14 protein-coding genes are annotated in these 14,343 nt (G+C 65.1%); 7 read left to right on the top strand and 7 right to left on the bottom strand.

Annotated features, from left to right (window positions below):
• The first annotated feature begins 789 nt into the window (after positions 1 to 789).
• From CDN38_RS17385 to pstB, 6 genes are all read left to right on the top strand, one after another.
• Positions 790 to 1,554 carry a winged helix-turn-helix transcriptional regulator gene (locus tag CDN38_RS17385; protein WP_075510040.1) on the top strand — a complete coding sequence of 255 codons (765 nt, stop codon included), beginning with the start codon at positions 790 to 792 and terminating at the stop codon, positions 1,552 to 1,554.
• On the top strand, positions 1,551 to 2,495 hold the full coding sequence (gene mshD / locus CDN38_RS17390; protein ID WP_075510039.1) for a mycothiol synthase: 945 nt from the start codon (positions 1,551 to 1,553) through the stop codon (positions 2,493 to 2,495). Before CDN38_RS17385 ends, mshD begins: the two co-directional genes overlap by 4 nt.
• A 118-nt stretch (positions 2,496 to 2,613) precedes the next feature.
• Positions 2,614 to 3,738 (top strand): phosphate ABC transporter substrate-binding protein PstS, encoded by a 1,125-nt coding sequence (pstS, locus tag CDN38_RS17395; protein ID WP_075510038.1) that lies wholly within the window; start codon positions 2,614 to 2,616, stop codon positions 3,736 to 3,738.
• Positions 3,739 to 3,796: 58 nt separating this feature from the next.
• Complete coding sequence (gene pstC, locus CDN38_RS17400; RefSeq protein WP_075510037.1) at positions 3,797 to 4,822, top strand: phosphate ABC transporter permease subunit PstC; 1,026 nt, start codon at positions 3,797 to 3,799, stop codon at positions 4,820 to 4,822.
• On the top strand, positions 4,819 to 5,733 hold the full coding sequence (pstA, locus tag CDN38_RS17405; RefSeq protein WP_075510036.1) for a phosphate ABC transporter permease PstA: 915 nt from the start codon (positions 4,819 to 4,821) through the stop codon (positions 5,731 to 5,733). The genes pstC and pstA overlap by 4 nt, the downstream gene beginning before the upstream one ends.
• 13 nt (positions 5,734 to 5,746) lie before the next feature.
• Positions 5,747 to 6,523: a phosphate ABC transporter ATP-binding protein PstB gene (gene pstB, locus CDN38_RS17410; protein WP_036407678.1), complete on the top strand. Its 777-nt coding sequence runs from the start codon at positions 5,747 to 5,749 to the stop codon at positions 6,521 to 6,523.
• 10 nt (positions 6,524 to 6,533) lie between these two features.
• On the opposite strand, the gene phoU is transcribed toward pstB, so the two are convergent.
• From phoU to CDN38_RS17435, 5 genes are all read right to left on the bottom strand, one after another.
• Entirely contained in the window at positions 6,534 to 7,202 is a 669-nt protein-coding gene (gene phoU, locus CDN38_RS17415; RefSeq protein WP_075510035.1) for a phosphate signaling complex protein PhoU, read from the bottom strand.
• 44 nt (positions 7,203 to 7,246) lie between these two features.
• Positions 7,247 to 9,400: an LCP family protein gene (locus tag CDN38_RS17420; protein WP_099319090.1), complete on the bottom strand. Its 2,154-nt coding sequence runs from the start codon at positions 9,398 to 9,400 to the stop codon at positions 7,247 to 7,249.
• Positions 9,401 to 9,552: 152 nt separating this feature from the next.
• On the bottom strand, positions 9,553 to 10,695 hold the full coding sequence (gene dusB / locus CDN38_RS17425; protein WP_233027203.1) for a tRNA dihydrouridine synthase DusB: 1,143 nt from the start codon (positions 10,693 to 10,695) through the stop codon (positions 9,553 to 9,555).
• A 55-nt stretch (positions 10,696 to 10,750) separates the two neighbouring features.
• Positions 10,751 to 11,767 carry an acyl-ACP desaturase gene (locus tag CDN38_RS17430; protein WP_099319092.1) on the bottom strand — a complete coding sequence of 339 codons (1,017 nt, stop codon included), beginning with the start codon at positions 11,765 to 11,767 and terminating at the stop codon, positions 10,751 to 10,753.
• 109 nt (positions 11,768 to 11,876) lie between these two features.
• Positions 11,877 to 12,518: a TetR/AcrR family transcriptional regulator gene (locus CDN38_RS17435; protein WP_075510031.1), complete on the bottom strand. Its 642-nt coding sequence runs from the start codon at positions 12,516 to 12,518 to the stop codon at positions 11,877 to 11,879.
• Positions 12,519 to 12,593: 75 nt separating this feature from the next.
• Here CDN38_RS17435 and CDN38_RS17440 point away from each other — a divergent pair, with 75 nt between their 5' ends.
• Positions 12,594 to 13,646, top strand: a complete 1,053-nt coding sequence (locus tag CDN38_RS17440) for an oxygenase MpaB family protein (RefSeq protein ID WP_075510030.1) — start codon at positions 12,594 to 12,596, stop codon at positions 13,644 to 13,646.
• Positions 13,647 to 13,655: 9 nt separating this feature from the next.
• Here CDN38_RS17440 and CDN38_RS17445 read toward each other — a convergent pair whose 3' ends face one another.
• Complete coding sequence (locus CDN38_RS17445; protein ID WP_082277037.1) at positions 13,656 to 13,868, bottom strand: zinc transporter Slc39a7; 213 nt, start codon at positions 13,866 to 13,868, stop codon at positions 13,656 to 13,658.
• A 49-nt stretch (positions 13,869 to 13,917) separates the two neighbouring features.
• On the bottom strand, positions 13,918 to 14,298 hold the full coding sequence (locus CDN38_RS17450) for an ArsR/SmtB family transcription factor (protein WP_075510028.1): 381 nt from the start codon (positions 14,296 to 14,298) through the stop codon (positions 13,918 to 13,920).
• Positions 14,299 to 14,343 lie beyond the last annotated feature (45 nt).

Genomic DNA, 14,343 nt, shown 5'->3' on the forward strand with positions numbered 1-14,343 from the left:
CCGCCGACGCGTGCGCGGCTGCGCCAGCGCAGTCGCTAATAGCGTTGAGGGGGCTAGGGGCCCGGCGTGGGGTTGCGTCGAGTGTGTGTTGGCAGCGCCGAGTGTGCTCTGATGGCGCCGAGTGTGCGCTGGCGGGTCCGACTGTGCCGTCAGGGCGGTCTGAGCGCCAAACTCCCGCCCTACATACACAGTCAAAGCCGCCACTGCACACTCAATACGGCGGCATGACAGCCGATTCGGTGAGCACGTGCGACATCCCCCGAACGTCTGCCATCACAAGCGGTTTAGCAAAGGTGCGGTATCGGCGTGCCGTAAACAGGGCCAAGGACATCGTTGATCAGCAGCATTCGTGGCCACCCGAATTTTCGAATCAGCTGGGCACAACGGGTATCTCCTCCCCGGCTGGGGCAGAAGGGGCGAATGTGACATGACTCCCCGTCCGGGGGCAATTTCGCAGGCCTCGTCACCGGGTTGGGGTCGGATTTGCCCGGCTCCTCGGCAGGCAGAGCCTGCCTCGTCACCGGGTTGGGGTCGGATTTGCCCGGCTCCTCGGCGGGCAGAGCCTGCCTCGTCACCGGGTTGGGGTCGGATTTGCCCGGCTCCTCGGCAGGCAGAGCCTGCCTCGTCACCGGGTTGGGGTCGGATTTGCCCGGCTCCTCGGCAGGCAGAGCCTGCCTCGTCACCGGGCCAAAGACCAGGTGGCAGGTTATCGTTAGACGATCTGGCCGCTAAAGTTCACCGGTTGAGCTGAATCAGGGAGATGCCTTCCCCCGACGCTGGAGGGGATCGTTGGAATTACTACTACTGACCTCGGAGCTGTATACCGACCCAGTCCTGCCGTCGCTGTCGCTGCTTCCGCATAACGTGCGGACGGCCCCGCCGGAGGCTTCGTCGCTATTGGAGGCCGGTAACGCGGATGCGGTGCTTGTCGACGCGCGCAACGACCTGTCGGCCGCGCGCGGTCTGTGCCGTCTGCTGAGCACCGCGGGCCGGTCCGCGCCGGTATTGGCCGTGGTGACCGAGGGCGGGCTGGTGGCAGTCAGCGCTGACTGGGGGCTGGACGAGATCCTGCTTCCCAGTACCGGGCCGGCCGAGATCGACGCCCGACTGCGCCTGGTGGTTGGCCGGCGAGGCGGTCTATCCGACCAGGAAGGCGTCGGCAAGGTCAGCCTGGGGGAGTTGGTGATCGACGAAGGCACCTACACGGCGCGACTGCGCGGCCGACCGCTCGACCTTACCTACAAGGAATTCGAACTACTGAAATACCTCGCCCAACATGCCGGACGGGTCTTCACGCGGGCGCAGCTACTCCACGAGGTATGGGGATACGACTTCTTCGGCGGCACCCGCACGGTCGATGTGCACGTTCGGCGATTGCGCGCCAAACTTGGCCCCGAACACGAAGCCTTGATCGGCACCGTCCGCAACGTTGGTTACAAGGCGGTGCGGCCTGCGCGGGGCCGGACCGCAGTCGCCGAGCCCGACGACGAAGGACCGGGGTCCGATTCCGCAGATTTCCAGGACCCGCTGGTCGACCCGCTGCGCAGTCAGTGACGTCGGGGGAGTGGCGCTCGGCGCTGACCGTCGATGAGCAGCAGCAAGTACGCGAAATGATCTCGGCAGCAACGGAATTCGACGGCGTGGCCCCGGTGGGCGAGCAAGTGCTGCGAGAGTTGGGACAGCGGCGCACGCACCATCTGGTGGCCACTGATGCTCGAGCGGGCAACGCGATCGTCGGCTATCTCAACCTCACCCCGGAGCGCGACGCCGATTCCGCGATGGCCGAGTTGGTCGTGCACCCGCAAGCCCGGCGTCGCGGTATCGGCACCGCCCTGGCCCGCGCCGCGCTGACAAAGACTCATGGAAGAAGCCAGTTCTGGGCGCACTGCACCCTGGAGGCCGCCAGGGCCACGGCCGCCGCGCTGGGTCTGGCCCCGGTGCGTGAACTGGTGCAGATGCGCCGCTCGTTGCGCGACATCCCAGAACCGACAATCCCCGACGGGCTGCGGATCCGCAGCTACGCCGGCCCGACCGATGACGCCGAGCTGCTTCGGGTCAACAACGCCGCGTTCTCATACCACCCGGAACAAGGTGGCTGGACCCAAGTACAGCTGGCCGAGCGGCGCCGCGAACCTTGGTTTGATCCGACAGGCCTCTTCCTGGCGTTCGACGCTTCCCCGGGCCACGAGGCCAGGCTGCTGGGTTTCCACTGGACCAAGATTCACCACGACCAGCCTGGCCTTGGCGAGGTCTACGTTCTCGGCGTCGATCCGGCAGCGCAAGGGCGTGGACTGGGCAAGGCGCTGACGTTGGTCGGTCTCAGCTCGTTGGCGCGGCGGCTAGCCGTCGTGGCCCCTGCCGAAGAACCCACCGTGATGCTGTATGTGGAGTCGGACAACGTCGCGGCCATGCGGACCTATCACAACCTGGGATTTGTCACCCATAGCGTCGACACGGCCTACGCGCTGGTCGGCTCAGATCCGGCATCCGCCTGACGATCGCCAACCGGCAAGTTCCGGCACGAAGCATAGTTAGTGGTTGACTTGGCAATTCGTTTTGAAGACGGCCGTGCAGCGCCGCAATCGTCGAAAATGCATTCAGGGAGCGAGATCGATGAGGCTCGACACGGTGGGCAGGGCATTAGCGGCGGCGGTGGCGATGATCACCGGTTGCGGTGGGACCCTCACCGCATGCGGCAGCGATCGAAACCTCGGTGGTTCCTCGGCGAATGGCTCCGGAGCGCCGCTGCCGAAGGCCGACTGCAGCGGCCGAGATGCGCTGACGGCCGAGGGATCGACTGCCCAGCAGAATGCCATGGCGTTGTTCAACCAGGTATGGGGCCAGGCGTGTCCGGGCAAGAAAGTGTCCTACAACCCGACCGGGTCCGGCGCCGGTCGCGAGCAGTTCATCGCGGGTCACGTCGACTTCGCGGGATCGGACTCGCCCCTGGTCGCCGAACAGATCGGTCCGGCGGCCAACCGCTGCAAAGGAAACCCGGCCTGGGACCTACCGCTGGTATTCGGGCCAATTGCGTTGGTGTACAACCTTGCTGACGTAAAGACCCTGGTCCTCGACGCCGATGCGATGGCCAAGATCTTCAGCGGCTCCATCCGGACGTGGAACGACCCGATCCTTGCAGCCCTCAATCCTGGTGTGGCGCTTCCTAATACCAAGATCATTCCGGTGTACCGCAAGGATTCGTCGGGAACCACCGACAACTTTCAGAAGTATCTGACCGCCGCCGCGCCACAAAGCTGGAGCCGAGGTGTCGGCGGCGAGTTTCACGGCGGTGTCGGGGAAGGCGTCGAAAGGTCGGCCGGTGTCATCCAAGCCGTACAGGCCACGCCAGGTTCGATCGGCTATGTCGAGAAAGGTTTCGCCGACCGCGCCGGAATACCGTTCGCCCAGATCGACACCGGCAACAGCGTCGTACCGCTCACCGAGGAAACGGCTCGCAAGGCAATCGACTCCGTCACGTTTGCGGCGAACGGAAACGACCTCGTTCTGGAGCTGAATTCGATCTTCGCCATCCAGGACCCGGGCGCCTATCCATTGGTACTGGCCACCTACGAGATTGTGTGCTCAAAGGGATACGAGCCCGCCACCGCTGCCGCGGTCAAGGCGTTTCTCACCACTGCCGTCAACAACGGTCAGACCGGCCTTACAGCGGCCGGCTACGTTCCGGTGCCAGATAGAGTGAAAGAACGCCTGGTCACCGCCATAAACGCGCTGCAGTGACTGCTTGACCACGAACGACGCTGATGGAAGACGAGCCAACAGGATCGACGGGATCGCAGTGACAGTGCCCAACCCAGCGGAGGCGGGTGCCATCGTCGCCACGCCTTTTCCGGAGCCGCCCGCCACATCCATCAACCCTTGGGGCAACGGCAAACCGAGTCTGGGAGATCGGCTGTTTCGCCGGTTATCGCAGGGTTCCGGCGTCTTGATCATCGTCCTGATCGCCGCGATCGGCGGGTTTCTGCTGTGGCGCGCGATACCGGCACTGGTGCGCAACAAAGAGAACTTCTTGACCTACGGCGGAACCTGGAAGACCGCCGACCCATCGGCGATGCACTTCGGAATCCTCGACCTGTTGCGAGTGACCACGTTCGTATCGCTGTTCGCTCTGATACTGGCCATGCCCATCGCGCTGGGCGTCGCTATCTTCCTGACGCAGTATGTGCCGCGGCGGTTCGCCACGCCGCTGGCCCACCTGGTCGATCTGCTGGCCGCGGTGCCGTCGATCATCTACGGCGTGTGGGGCTTGCACGTGCTGGCGCCACACCTGCGGCCGGTCGCGACCTGGCTCAACCACACCTTAGGTCACTGTTTCCTGTTCGCCGGCGGCAATACGTCGATCGGCGGCGGGGGCAACGTGTTGACCGGTGGCACCGTCCTGGCGGTGATGATCTTGCCGATCATCGCCGCGGTCACGCGTGAAGTGTTCGCCCAGACCCCGCACGGCCAGATAGAGGCGGCGCTGGCGCTCGGCGCCACCGGCTGGGAGGTGGTCACGACAACCGTGTTGCCGTTCGGACGGTCCGGATACATCAGCGGCGCGATGCTGGGCCTAGGACGGGCGCTGGGGGAAACGGTCGCGCTGTTGAACATCCTGCACGGTACCCAGCAAGCCTTCGGGTGGTCGCTGTTCGACGGCGGTTCGACCTTCGCCACCAAGATCGCCGCGGCCGCATCGGGCCTGGACAACCCCTACCAAGCCGGTGCCTACCTGGCCGCGGGACTGATGCTCTACCTGCTCACCTTCGTGGTCAACGCCGCGGCACGCACGGCCCTGGCCGGAGCGGGAAGGGCCACCCGATGAACTCGATGCTGGACCGGCCCGTCAAAGCGCGCGTACTACCCGCGCCTGGCCGGCGCCGTCGAGTCACCGACAACGTGGCCGCCGTGCTGGTCACACTGTCGATGGCGATCGCGCTGACTCCGCTGGCGTGGGTCCTGTGCTCGGTGCTGCTCAACGGGCTCCGGGCGGTCATGTCGAGCACTTGGTGGACGCATTCACAGGCCGGGATGACGTCATTGAAAGCCGGCGGTGGTGCCTACCATGCGATCGTCGGCACGGTGTTGCAGGGTGCGGTGTGTGCGGCGATATCCATACCGATCGGCATCCTGGTGGCCATCTATCTGGTCGAATACGGCGGCGCCAGCGCGCTGCGCAGGCTGGTCTCCTTCATGGTGGACATCCTGACCGGCGTGCCGTCGATCGTGGCGGCCCTGTTCATCTATGCGCTGTGGGTCGCGGTCCTGGGCTTCCCCCGCTCCCAGCTCGCGGTGTCCCTGGCGCTGGTGTTGTTGATGCTGCCGGTGATCGTGCGCTCGACCGAAGAGATGCTGCGCATCGTCCCGGCAGATCTGCGTGAGGCCAGTTACGCGCTGGGAGCGCCCAAGTGGAAAACCATCGCCAAGATCGTGATCCCGACCGGGTTGTCCGGCATCGTGACCGGCATCCTGCTGGCCTTGGCCAGGGTGATGGGGGAGACGGCGCCGCTGCTGATCCTGGTTGGTTATGCACAGGCAATGAACTTCGACATATTCAGCGGGTTCATGGGGTCGCTGCCGGGCATGATGTATGACCAGGCGACGATAGGCGCCGGCATCAACCCGGTCCCCACAGAGCGGCTGTGGGGTGCCGCGCTGACGCTGACGTTGCTGATCGCGATGATCAATATCGGCGCCAGGGTGGTCGCCGCCATCCTCGTCCCCAAGAAGTCGTAGGCAGGAGCACTCAGTGGCCAAGCGGTTGGACCTCAAGGACGTCAACATCTACTACGGGTCGTTTCAGGCCGTCGCCGATGTGTCCTTGTCGATTCTGCCTCGCAGCGTGACGGCGTTCATCGGCCCGTCGGGGTGCGGCAAGACCACAGTGTTGCGCACGCTGAACCGGATGCATGAAGTGGTCCCCGGCGGGCGCGTCGAAGGCACCGTGCTGCTCGACGACGAAAACATCTACGGGCCCGGCATCGACCCGGTCGGGGTGCGGCGGGCGATCGGGATGGTTTTCCAGCGGCCCAACCCGTTCCCCGCGATGTCGATTCGCGACAACGTGGTCGCCGGCCTGAAGTTGCAGGGCCTGCGCAACCGCAAGGTGCTCGACGAAACCGCCGAATATTCGCTGCGCGGCGCCAATCTATGGGATGAGGTCAAAGACAGGCTGGATAAACCCGGCGGCGGATTATCCGGCGGGCAGCAACAGCGGTTGTGTATCGCGCGGGCCATCGCGGTCCAGCCCGACGTGTTGCTGATGGACGAGCCGTGCTCGGCGCTGGATCCCATCTCCACGATGGCGATCGAAGACCTGATCAGTGAATTGAAGCAGGACTACACGATCGTCATCGTCACGCACAACATGCAGCAGGCCGCCCGGGTGAGCGATCAGACGGCGTTCTTCAATCTGGAGGCCGTAGGCAAGCCCGGCCGCCTGATAGAAATCGACGACACCGAGAAGATCTTCTCCAACCCGAGCCAGAAATCCACCGAGGACTACATCTCCGGCCGATTCGGCTAGCGCGGACGAATTAGCGCGAGTGTGGCGTCGTCTCGTCTTCGGGAAACTTCCCGGTCGCCTGGAAGATCACGCGTCGCGCCACTTCGACGGCATGGTCGGCGAAGCGTTCGTAGAACCGGCCCAGCAGCGTCACGTCGACCGCCGCTGCCACGCCGTGCTTCCATTCCCGGTCCATCAGCACGCTGAACAAATGCCGGTGCAGATCGTCCATCGCGTCGTCTTCCTCGCGGATCCGCGCCGCTTTCTCCGGGTCGCGGGACAACACGACCTCCTGCGCGCTGTTGCCCAATTCGACTGCGACTCTGCCCATTTCGGCAAAATACCCTTTGACCTCTTCGGGTAACGCATGCTGCGGATGCCGCCGACGGGCGATCTTGGCGACGTGCAGGGCAAGTGCGCCCATCCGGTCGATATCGGCCACCATCTGGATCGCGCTCACGATTGCTCGCAGATCACCGGCGACCGGGGCCTGCAGGGCCAGCAGGACGAACGCGCTTTCCTCGGCCCGGGCGCTTAGCGTCGCGATCTTCTCGTGGTCGGAGATCACCTGTTCGGCCAACACCAGATCAGCCTGAAGCAAGGCTTGGGTCGCCCGCTCCATGGCGATGCCTGCTAGCCCGCACATCTCACCGAGCCGCTCGGACAATTCCGAGAGTTGCTCGTGGTAAGCGGTTCGCATGTGATAAAGCCTACGTTCTCGACGCCGGATACGCCGTGAAGCGCTTACTCGCAGGTGGTGTCGGCGGCGTTGGTGACCGTCAGATCCTCGGGCAGCTTGGTCGGCGGGGTGCTGGAATTGCGGCTGATCTGCATGCTGACCGGCGAGCCGCTGGGCGGCGGGGCGGTCACCGAACTGAAATCCGGGCCGAGGACTACCTGAACCACCTGTCCGATCCCGGTGACCCGCTCGACTTTCGAGTTGCCGAACGCCGCGGCCACGGTTGCCGCGGCCTGCTCATTGCCCGGGGAAAAGAACACCGTGGTGGCCTTCAACGAACTCGGGTAGTCGTCCGGCGTCATCACGTTGAAGCCGTTTCGCTTGAGCTGGGTGGCTGCGGTGGTCGCCAGGCCGGCGGTGCTGGTCCCGTTGGACACCTGCACCGTGATTTCTTGCGGCGATGTGGTGATCACCTGTTCGCGCTGGACGTCGCCGGTGCTGTTCGGCGGGGGCGCCTTCTTCGTCGTGGTCGGCGCGGTCGTCGGCGAGTTCCCCAACGTTTGCGCGTTGTGGTCGTTCTCCAGCGGCAGCGGATCATCGTTGATGATGGCGGCGAACAGCGCCTTCATGTCGGCCGTCCGGGGCGGCTCGTCGCCGTTCTGGTCCGTCACGCCGGTGGGCACGGTGACGAACGTGACGTGGCCGGCCGCCATATGCTGCAACGACTGGCCCAGCTGTACCAGGTCCTTGGTCTTGACGTTGTCGACGTAGCTGTTGCCGATGAACATGTTGACGACGTTGTTGAGCTTATTGAGGTTCATCAACGTGTCCTCGGAGATCAGCGAACGCAGCAGTGACGACAAGAACAATTGCTGACGTTTGATGCGACCGTAGTCGCCGTTGCTCTCGGTGGTGACTTGGCGGGCTCGCACATAGTTCAAGGCGGTCGGCCCGTCGATGACCTGACGTCCGGCGTGTTCGAGCACCGTGCCCAATTCGTAGTCGCGCAGCGCAGTGGTGTTGCACACCTCGACGCCGCCGAGGGCTTCGACCATTCGCGCGAAACCGACGAAGTCGATGGCGATGAAGCGGTTGATGCTCAGGCCGGACAGCTTCTGGATGACCTTCACCAGGCACTTCGGGCCGCCGAAAGAAAACGCCGAGTTCAGCTTCGTCTCGGTGTAGACCATCCGGGGACCCCACGTCCCCTTCTTCTCGTCGTAGATGGGCCCATACTTGCCGGTGTCGGGGTTCCATGCCTCGCATTGGATGGGGGTGATCGCCAGGTCGCGGGGGAACGACACCGCCACCACCCGCTTGCGATTAGCCGGGATGTTGACCAGCATCACGGTGTCCGACCGGGCGCCGCCGGCGTCCTCGGTATCACCGGCACCGATCTCGGAATTCGCGCCGGCGCGCGAGTCCATGCCGACGATCAGGAAGTTTTCGTCGCCGTACTGTCCGTTGGGGTCGACGATGTCGCCGGAGTTCGGGTCGAGCGCACTTACCGTGTTCAGCCGCTCGTTTTTCGATGCGCTCCACTGCCACGCCCCGCCGGTCAGGACCAGCGCCAGCACGGCGAACATAGCCGCCAGTGACCGCCCGGCCAGCAGCATCGGCCGCCGGCCTGAACGCCGTTTCTTCGTCCGGGTCTCCCGGCGCTTCGGGGTCTTTGAGCGCTTGCCGGCGCCCGGGGGGCACGCCTCGCCGTCGGGGGGCTCGGCTGCGGCGGTTTCCGGTGCGAAGCCGGCTGACCCGAGGTCGGGCAGCTCGGAGAGGAGTTCTGATGAGTAGGCCGGAGTGGCGATGACCTGGGTGTCCAGTTGGTCCGCGTCGTCGTCGGGGACCTCCACGTCCAGCTGGGATGGTTGCGACGGCTCCGCGATGGGATCGGGGTCCGGCGCGCTGTGGCGACGAGTGGGACGGGCGGGCGCAGGTGCGCCGAGTTTGGCGATCAGGTCGGCGACGCTGACTCCGCCGTTGACGTGACAGCCGACCTGTGTGGGCTCTGCGTGGTCCGGGCCGTGATGTCCGGCGGCGGCGCCGGATGACACCCCCGACCAGCGGAGCAAGCCGTCCTCGGGCGGCGGCGCGAACAACCGCTCCCACGGCGCGGCGCCCGGTGTCGCCGGCGGGTCTAGGGTGACCCGTTGGGCGTCGTTGCGGGAGCCGGACACGCGCCGAAGGTCAGAAGTGGCGTCTTTGTCGCCGTCACTCATGTCCTATCGGCCTCCGAAAAATATGATCCGGACATTAGGGTTGTCCGTGCGCACACATCAGTGCAGCGCCGAGCCGATCGGCGCCGCGCCATGCATAAAGCCCACATCGTACTGACTTGTGGTCGCAGACGCGATCTCGGAAGAGTTTCGGTTCAACCACCGGAATGCATGACGTCGGCACCGTCGGGCACCCGGCAGTCATCGGCGTCGTCCAGCCAACCGTCGGGAAGGGCCACCCGCGCAGGTGAACCCTGCCGGCCGCGCGGGCCGTTTCCCGCGCTCGGGAACGGGACGTCGCCGTCCAACCGGTTCAGCAGGTCGTCGAGTTCGCCCAACGTTTTGACCAGCGCTAACGTTCGCCGGACGTCTGATCCGGCCGGGAACCCATGCAGGTACCAGGCGATGTGCTTGCGGATGTCGCGCATGCCCTTGTCCTCACCGAAGTGTGCGGCCAGTAGCGCGCCGTGGCGGCGGATGACGTCGGCGACCTCACCGAGCGTGGGCGGCGTGGGAGCCGGGCGGCCGGTAAAGGCGGCCGACAACTCGGCGAACAGCCAGGGCCGACCCAGGCAACCTCGGCCGATAACAACGCCGTCACATCCGGTGGTGGCCATCATGGCCAGCGCATCGCTGGCGTCGTAGATGTCGCCGTTGCCCAGCACCGGAATGGTCGTGACCTGCTGCTTGAGCCGGGCGATCTGGTCCCAGTCGGCGGTTCCGGAGTAACGTTGCGCGGCCGTCCGGGCGTGCAGCGCGACCGCGGCGGCCCCTTCGGCTTCCGCGATGCGTCCGGCATCAAGATGAGTGTGGTGGGCGTCGTCGATGCCGATGCGGAACTTGACCGTCACCGGTATCCCGGTGTCCTCGGTGGCCCGCACGGCCGCGGCGACGATTCGGCCGAACAGCCGTCGCTTGAACGGCAAGGCCGCGCCGCCGCCGCGCTTGGTGACCTTGGGTACCGGGCAACCGAAATTCATATCGATGTGGTCGGCCAGGCCTTCGTCGGCGATCATCCGCGCGGCCGCGTAGGTGGTGTCCGGGTCGACGGTGTAAAGCTGCAGCGAGCGGGGCGATTCGTCGGGGGCGAACGTCGTCATGTGCATGGTGACCGGATGCCGCTCGACCAGCGCACGGGCGGTCACCATTTCGCAGACGTAGAGTCCGCTGACGGTGCCGACCTTCGACTGTTCTCGTGGCGATCGCAAGGGCGGCGAAGCCGGACGCGGCGGGTCGCCACGCATCGAACCGAAGTCACGGCACAGGGTGCGGAACGCGACGTTCGTCACACCGGCCATCGGCGCCAGCACAACCGGGCTGGCAAGCTCGATCGAGCCGATGCGCAACGGCCACCTACCGCCCGGTCATCTTCAGCGTGCCCTTGGTGGTGAGCACCTTCCTGGCGGTGATGCGCTCATCCATGCGGGCCTGGCGCGCGAGGTAGCGCTGCTTGGACGCCTCGAACTTGTCGCACTCCGCCTCGAGCTCTTCCATCAGCTTGCCGAGGTCGTCGCGCATCTGGGCGGCTTCGCCGGTGAAGTCGTCCCGCTCGAAGATGCGCCACTTCTTCAGCACCGGCTTGACCACCTCGTCGAGGTGAATGCGAATGTCATAGACGCCGCCGACGGCGATGATGACCGCCTTGCGGCGGAACTCGGGCACCAGGAAGCCGGGCATTTTGAAGTGGCGCAGAATCAGGTGCAGCGACTTCATCGCCTGGTTGGGCGCCAAGTCGAACGCAGCCTCGCTGACGTCGCGGTAGAAGATCATGTGCAGGTTCTCATCGGCGGAGATCCTGGCCATCAGCTGGTCGGCCACCGGGTCGTTGCAGGCCTTACCGGTATTGCGGTGCGAAACCCGGGTTGCCAGCTCCTGGAAACTCACGTAGATGACAGAGTCGGTGACGCTCTCGGCGAAATACTCGCCCTGATGGTTCTGGCCCGGGCTGAAGCCCCGGTTGACCACCTCGAGGCGAAGCTTCTCCAGCTCCACGGGGTCGACGGATCGGGTCACCACCAGGTAGTCGCGCAGCGCGATGCCGTGCCGGTTCTCCTCGGCGGTCCAGCGGTTGACCCACTGTCCCCAGGCGCCGTCCATGCCCATGTTCATCGCGATCTCGCGGTGATAGGACGGCAGGTTGTCCTCGGTGACCAGGTTCTGCACCATAGCCACCTGGGCGACGTCGGAAAGCTTGCTCTCTTCGGGATCCCAATCCTGGCCGCCGAGCGCGTAGTAGTTCTTCCCGTCCGACCACGGGATGTAGTCGTGCGGGTTCCAGTTCTTGTGCATGCTGATGTGCCGGTTGAGGTACTTCTCGACGACCGGTTCGAGTTCGTGCAGCAGCTGTAAGTCGGTCAGCTGGGCTGACATAGTCCCTCCGGTTATCTGTGTCGATGGGTTGCAGTCAATATATCTGTGTCGACCGGTATCAACAAGTTTGCCCGCGGCGCGGTGAGTCACGATTGTGACTGTGGCAACGTCAGTCGCGAGGCCGGGCCGCGGTGGAGTGCCCGGCTTCGTGGCCGGGTCGGTGCGGCACATGGCTGGCCGCCGCATTGAGCAGCATGTCGACGCAGTAGTCGATGAATTGCTGGCGGGTGGCTCCTAGTTGACCATTCAGGTACGCGGTAAACAGGCCGGTCAGAGCGCCGATCAAGCTGGTGGCGACCAGTTTCTGCACAACCGGATCGACAATGCGGGAGAGCTTTCGCTGCAGCAGCTCGATGAAGTTGGGCATCCACTCCGCGCCGGAGCGGGTCAGTACCGGTTCCACCGTCGGTGCCAACAGCAGCACCCGCCCGCGCACCGGATCATCGACCATCAGGGCGACGAATCGCTCGACGGCTTCCCGAGCGGTATGGGCCGACATGAGCGTGGCCATGGCCCGGGTGCAGACGTCGTCATATACTGCGCGCACGAAGTGGTCCCGGTCGGTGAAGCTTTCATAGAAGTAACGCTCGGTCAGGGCCGCCTTGCGGCAGACCGCACGCACCGTCAGCGCCGGCCCGTCCTTCTCGCCGAGCAGTTGCACACCGGCGGCGATCAGATTTTCCCGACGTACGGCGTGGCGGTCTTCCAGCGGGACGCCGGTCCAGCGGCCTCGGTTTTGACCGGCCTGCACATCGCTCCTAAACTTCAAGTGACAACGCGTGTAGTCAGAATTGCTGACGTCGCCCTAACCACCGGGAAAGCACCAGTGACTCAAGATACGTCTGCTTCGTGCCCGCTGACCAGCGCCAAGGTGCAATCCTCGGCGGTCGGCGCCGCTGCCGGTGCGGCGCCGAACGACTCGGTAGCCGCCGGTTGCCCGGTTTCACCGCTGGGCTATGACGCACCACCGGTGCCGCTCGGCCCGGAATCGCTGACCTGGCGATACTTTGGCGACTGGTGCGGCATGCTACAGGGTCCCTGGGCCGGGTCCATGCAGAACATGCATCCCCAGCTGGGGGCGGCGGTCGAGCAGCACTCGACGTTCTTTCGGGAGCGCTGGCCGCGACTGTTGCGGTCGTTGTACCCGATCGGCGGCGTGGTTTTCGACGGCGACCGGGCTCCGGTCACCGGCGCCGAGGTGCGCGACTACCACGTGGACATCAAGGGCGTCGACGCGGCCGGGCGCCGCTACCACGCGTTGAACCCGGACGTCTTCTACTGGGCGCATGCCACGTTCTTCGTCGGGACCCTGCACGTCGCCGAGCGGTTCTGCGGCGGCCTGACCGAGGCGCAGCAGCGTCAGCTTTTCGACGAACACGTCCAGTGGTATCGGATGTACGGCATGAGCATGCGGCCCGTGCCGGCGTCCTGGGAGGAATTTCAGGTCTACTGGGACCACATGTGTCGCAACGTGCTGGAGAACAACTTTGCGGCGCGGGCCGTGCTGGATTTGACTGAGTTGCCCAAACCTCCTTTCGCCCAATGGATTCCGGACAGGTTGTGGGCGCTGCAGCGCAGGCTGCTGGCGCCGTTCTTCGTCTGGCTCACGGTCGGCCTCTACGACCCGCCGGTGCGCGAACTGATGGGCTACCAGTGGTCGCGCCGCGATGAATGGCTACACCGGCGCTTCGGTGACCTTGTCCGTCTGGTCTTCGCCGTCGTGCCGCGCCGGTACCGGAAGCACCCGCGTGCGCGGGCCGGCTGGGACCGGGTCAGCGGGCGGATCCCGGCCGACACCCCGCTGGTGCAGACTCCGGCGCGCAACCTGCCGCCACTGGATGAGCGCGGCAACCCCGCGCACTACTGCCCGAACGTCTGAACCCTCGACTCAGCTGTGCGCGTGGCTGTGCACCTGTTCAACGTCTTCGAGGCCGCGCTGATGGACGTGCTCGTGGGTGTGCTGGGTCCCGTCGTCGTGTGAGTGCGGGTGCTCGTGGGCGACGTGCTCGTGCTCATGGCTGGTATGCGAGTGGCTGTGGGTCATGTCGCCGTGCTGGTGGTCGTGTGTGTGCGGCGCGTCATGGGTGTGGTTGGCTACCATGATCGTTACCTCCTCAATGTGAAATATGTTGTGGTGCTATTGGATTCGGTTATCCAGCGTCTGGTGTTCCGGTGATTGCCTGCAGTCCGTCGCCGCGGTGGTGGCGGGGCACGCCGGGACCGGCGTGTTCGGCGTTGAAGACGGCATCGATGACGAGTTGGCGCACGTGGTCGTTTTCCAGGCTGTAGAAGATCGTCGTACCGTCGCGGCGGGTGCGTACCAAGCGCGCCATCCGTAGCTTGGCCAGATGTTGGGACACCGACGGCGCCGGCTTGCGTACGTGTTCGGCCAGCTCGTTGACCGACATCTCGCTCGTTGCCAGGGACCACAAAATCTGCACGCGGGTGGCGTCGGCGAGCATCCGGAACACCTCGACCACGAGGCCGGCCTGGTCGTCGGGCAACCTTGTTGGTCTGTTATTTGCGCGCATACGCAGATAGTAATGCAGGTTGGTGTGCTGTCAAGATTTTCGCTG

Source organism: Mycobacterium ostraviense, from assembly GCF_002705925.1.
In the GTDB taxonomy this organism is placed as follows: domain Bacteria; phylum Actinomycetota; class Actinomycetes; order Mycobacteriales; family Mycobacteriaceae; genus Mycobacterium; species Mycobacterium ostraviense.

Bases quoted from the DNA above. Each gene is read 5' to 3' on its own strand.
- CDN38_RS17430 (WP_099319092.1), bottom strand. From the start codon at position 11,767: ATGTCAGCCCAGCTGACCGACTTACAGCTGCTGCACGAACTCGAACCG.
- CDN38_RS17445 (WP_082277037.1), bottom strand. From the start codon at position 13,868: ATGGTAGCCAACCACACCCATGACGCGCCGCACACACACGACCACCAG.
- pstA (WP_075510036.1), top strand. From the start codon at position 4,819: ATGAACTCGATGCTGGACCGGCCCGTCAAAGCGCGCGTACTACCCGCG.
- CDN38_RS17420 (WP_099319090.1), bottom strand. From the start codon at position 9,400: ATGAGTGACGGCGACAAAGACGCCACTTCTGACCTTCGGCGCGTGTCC.
- phoU (WP_075510035.1), bottom strand. From the start codon at position 7,202: ATGCGAACCGCTTACCACGAGCAACTCTCGGAATTGTCCGAGCGGCTC.
- CDN38_RS17450 (WP_075510028.1), bottom strand. From the start codon at position 14,298: ATGCGCGCAAATAACAGACCAACAAGGTTGCCCGACGACCAGGCCGGC.
- pstS (WP_075510038.1), top strand. From the start codon at position 2,614: ATGAGGCTCGACACGGTGGGCAGGGCATTAGCGGCGGCGGTGGCGATG.
- dusB (WP_233027203.1), bottom strand. From the start codon at position 10,695: ATGGCCGGTGTGACGAACGTCGCGTTCCGCACCCTGTGCCGTGACTTC.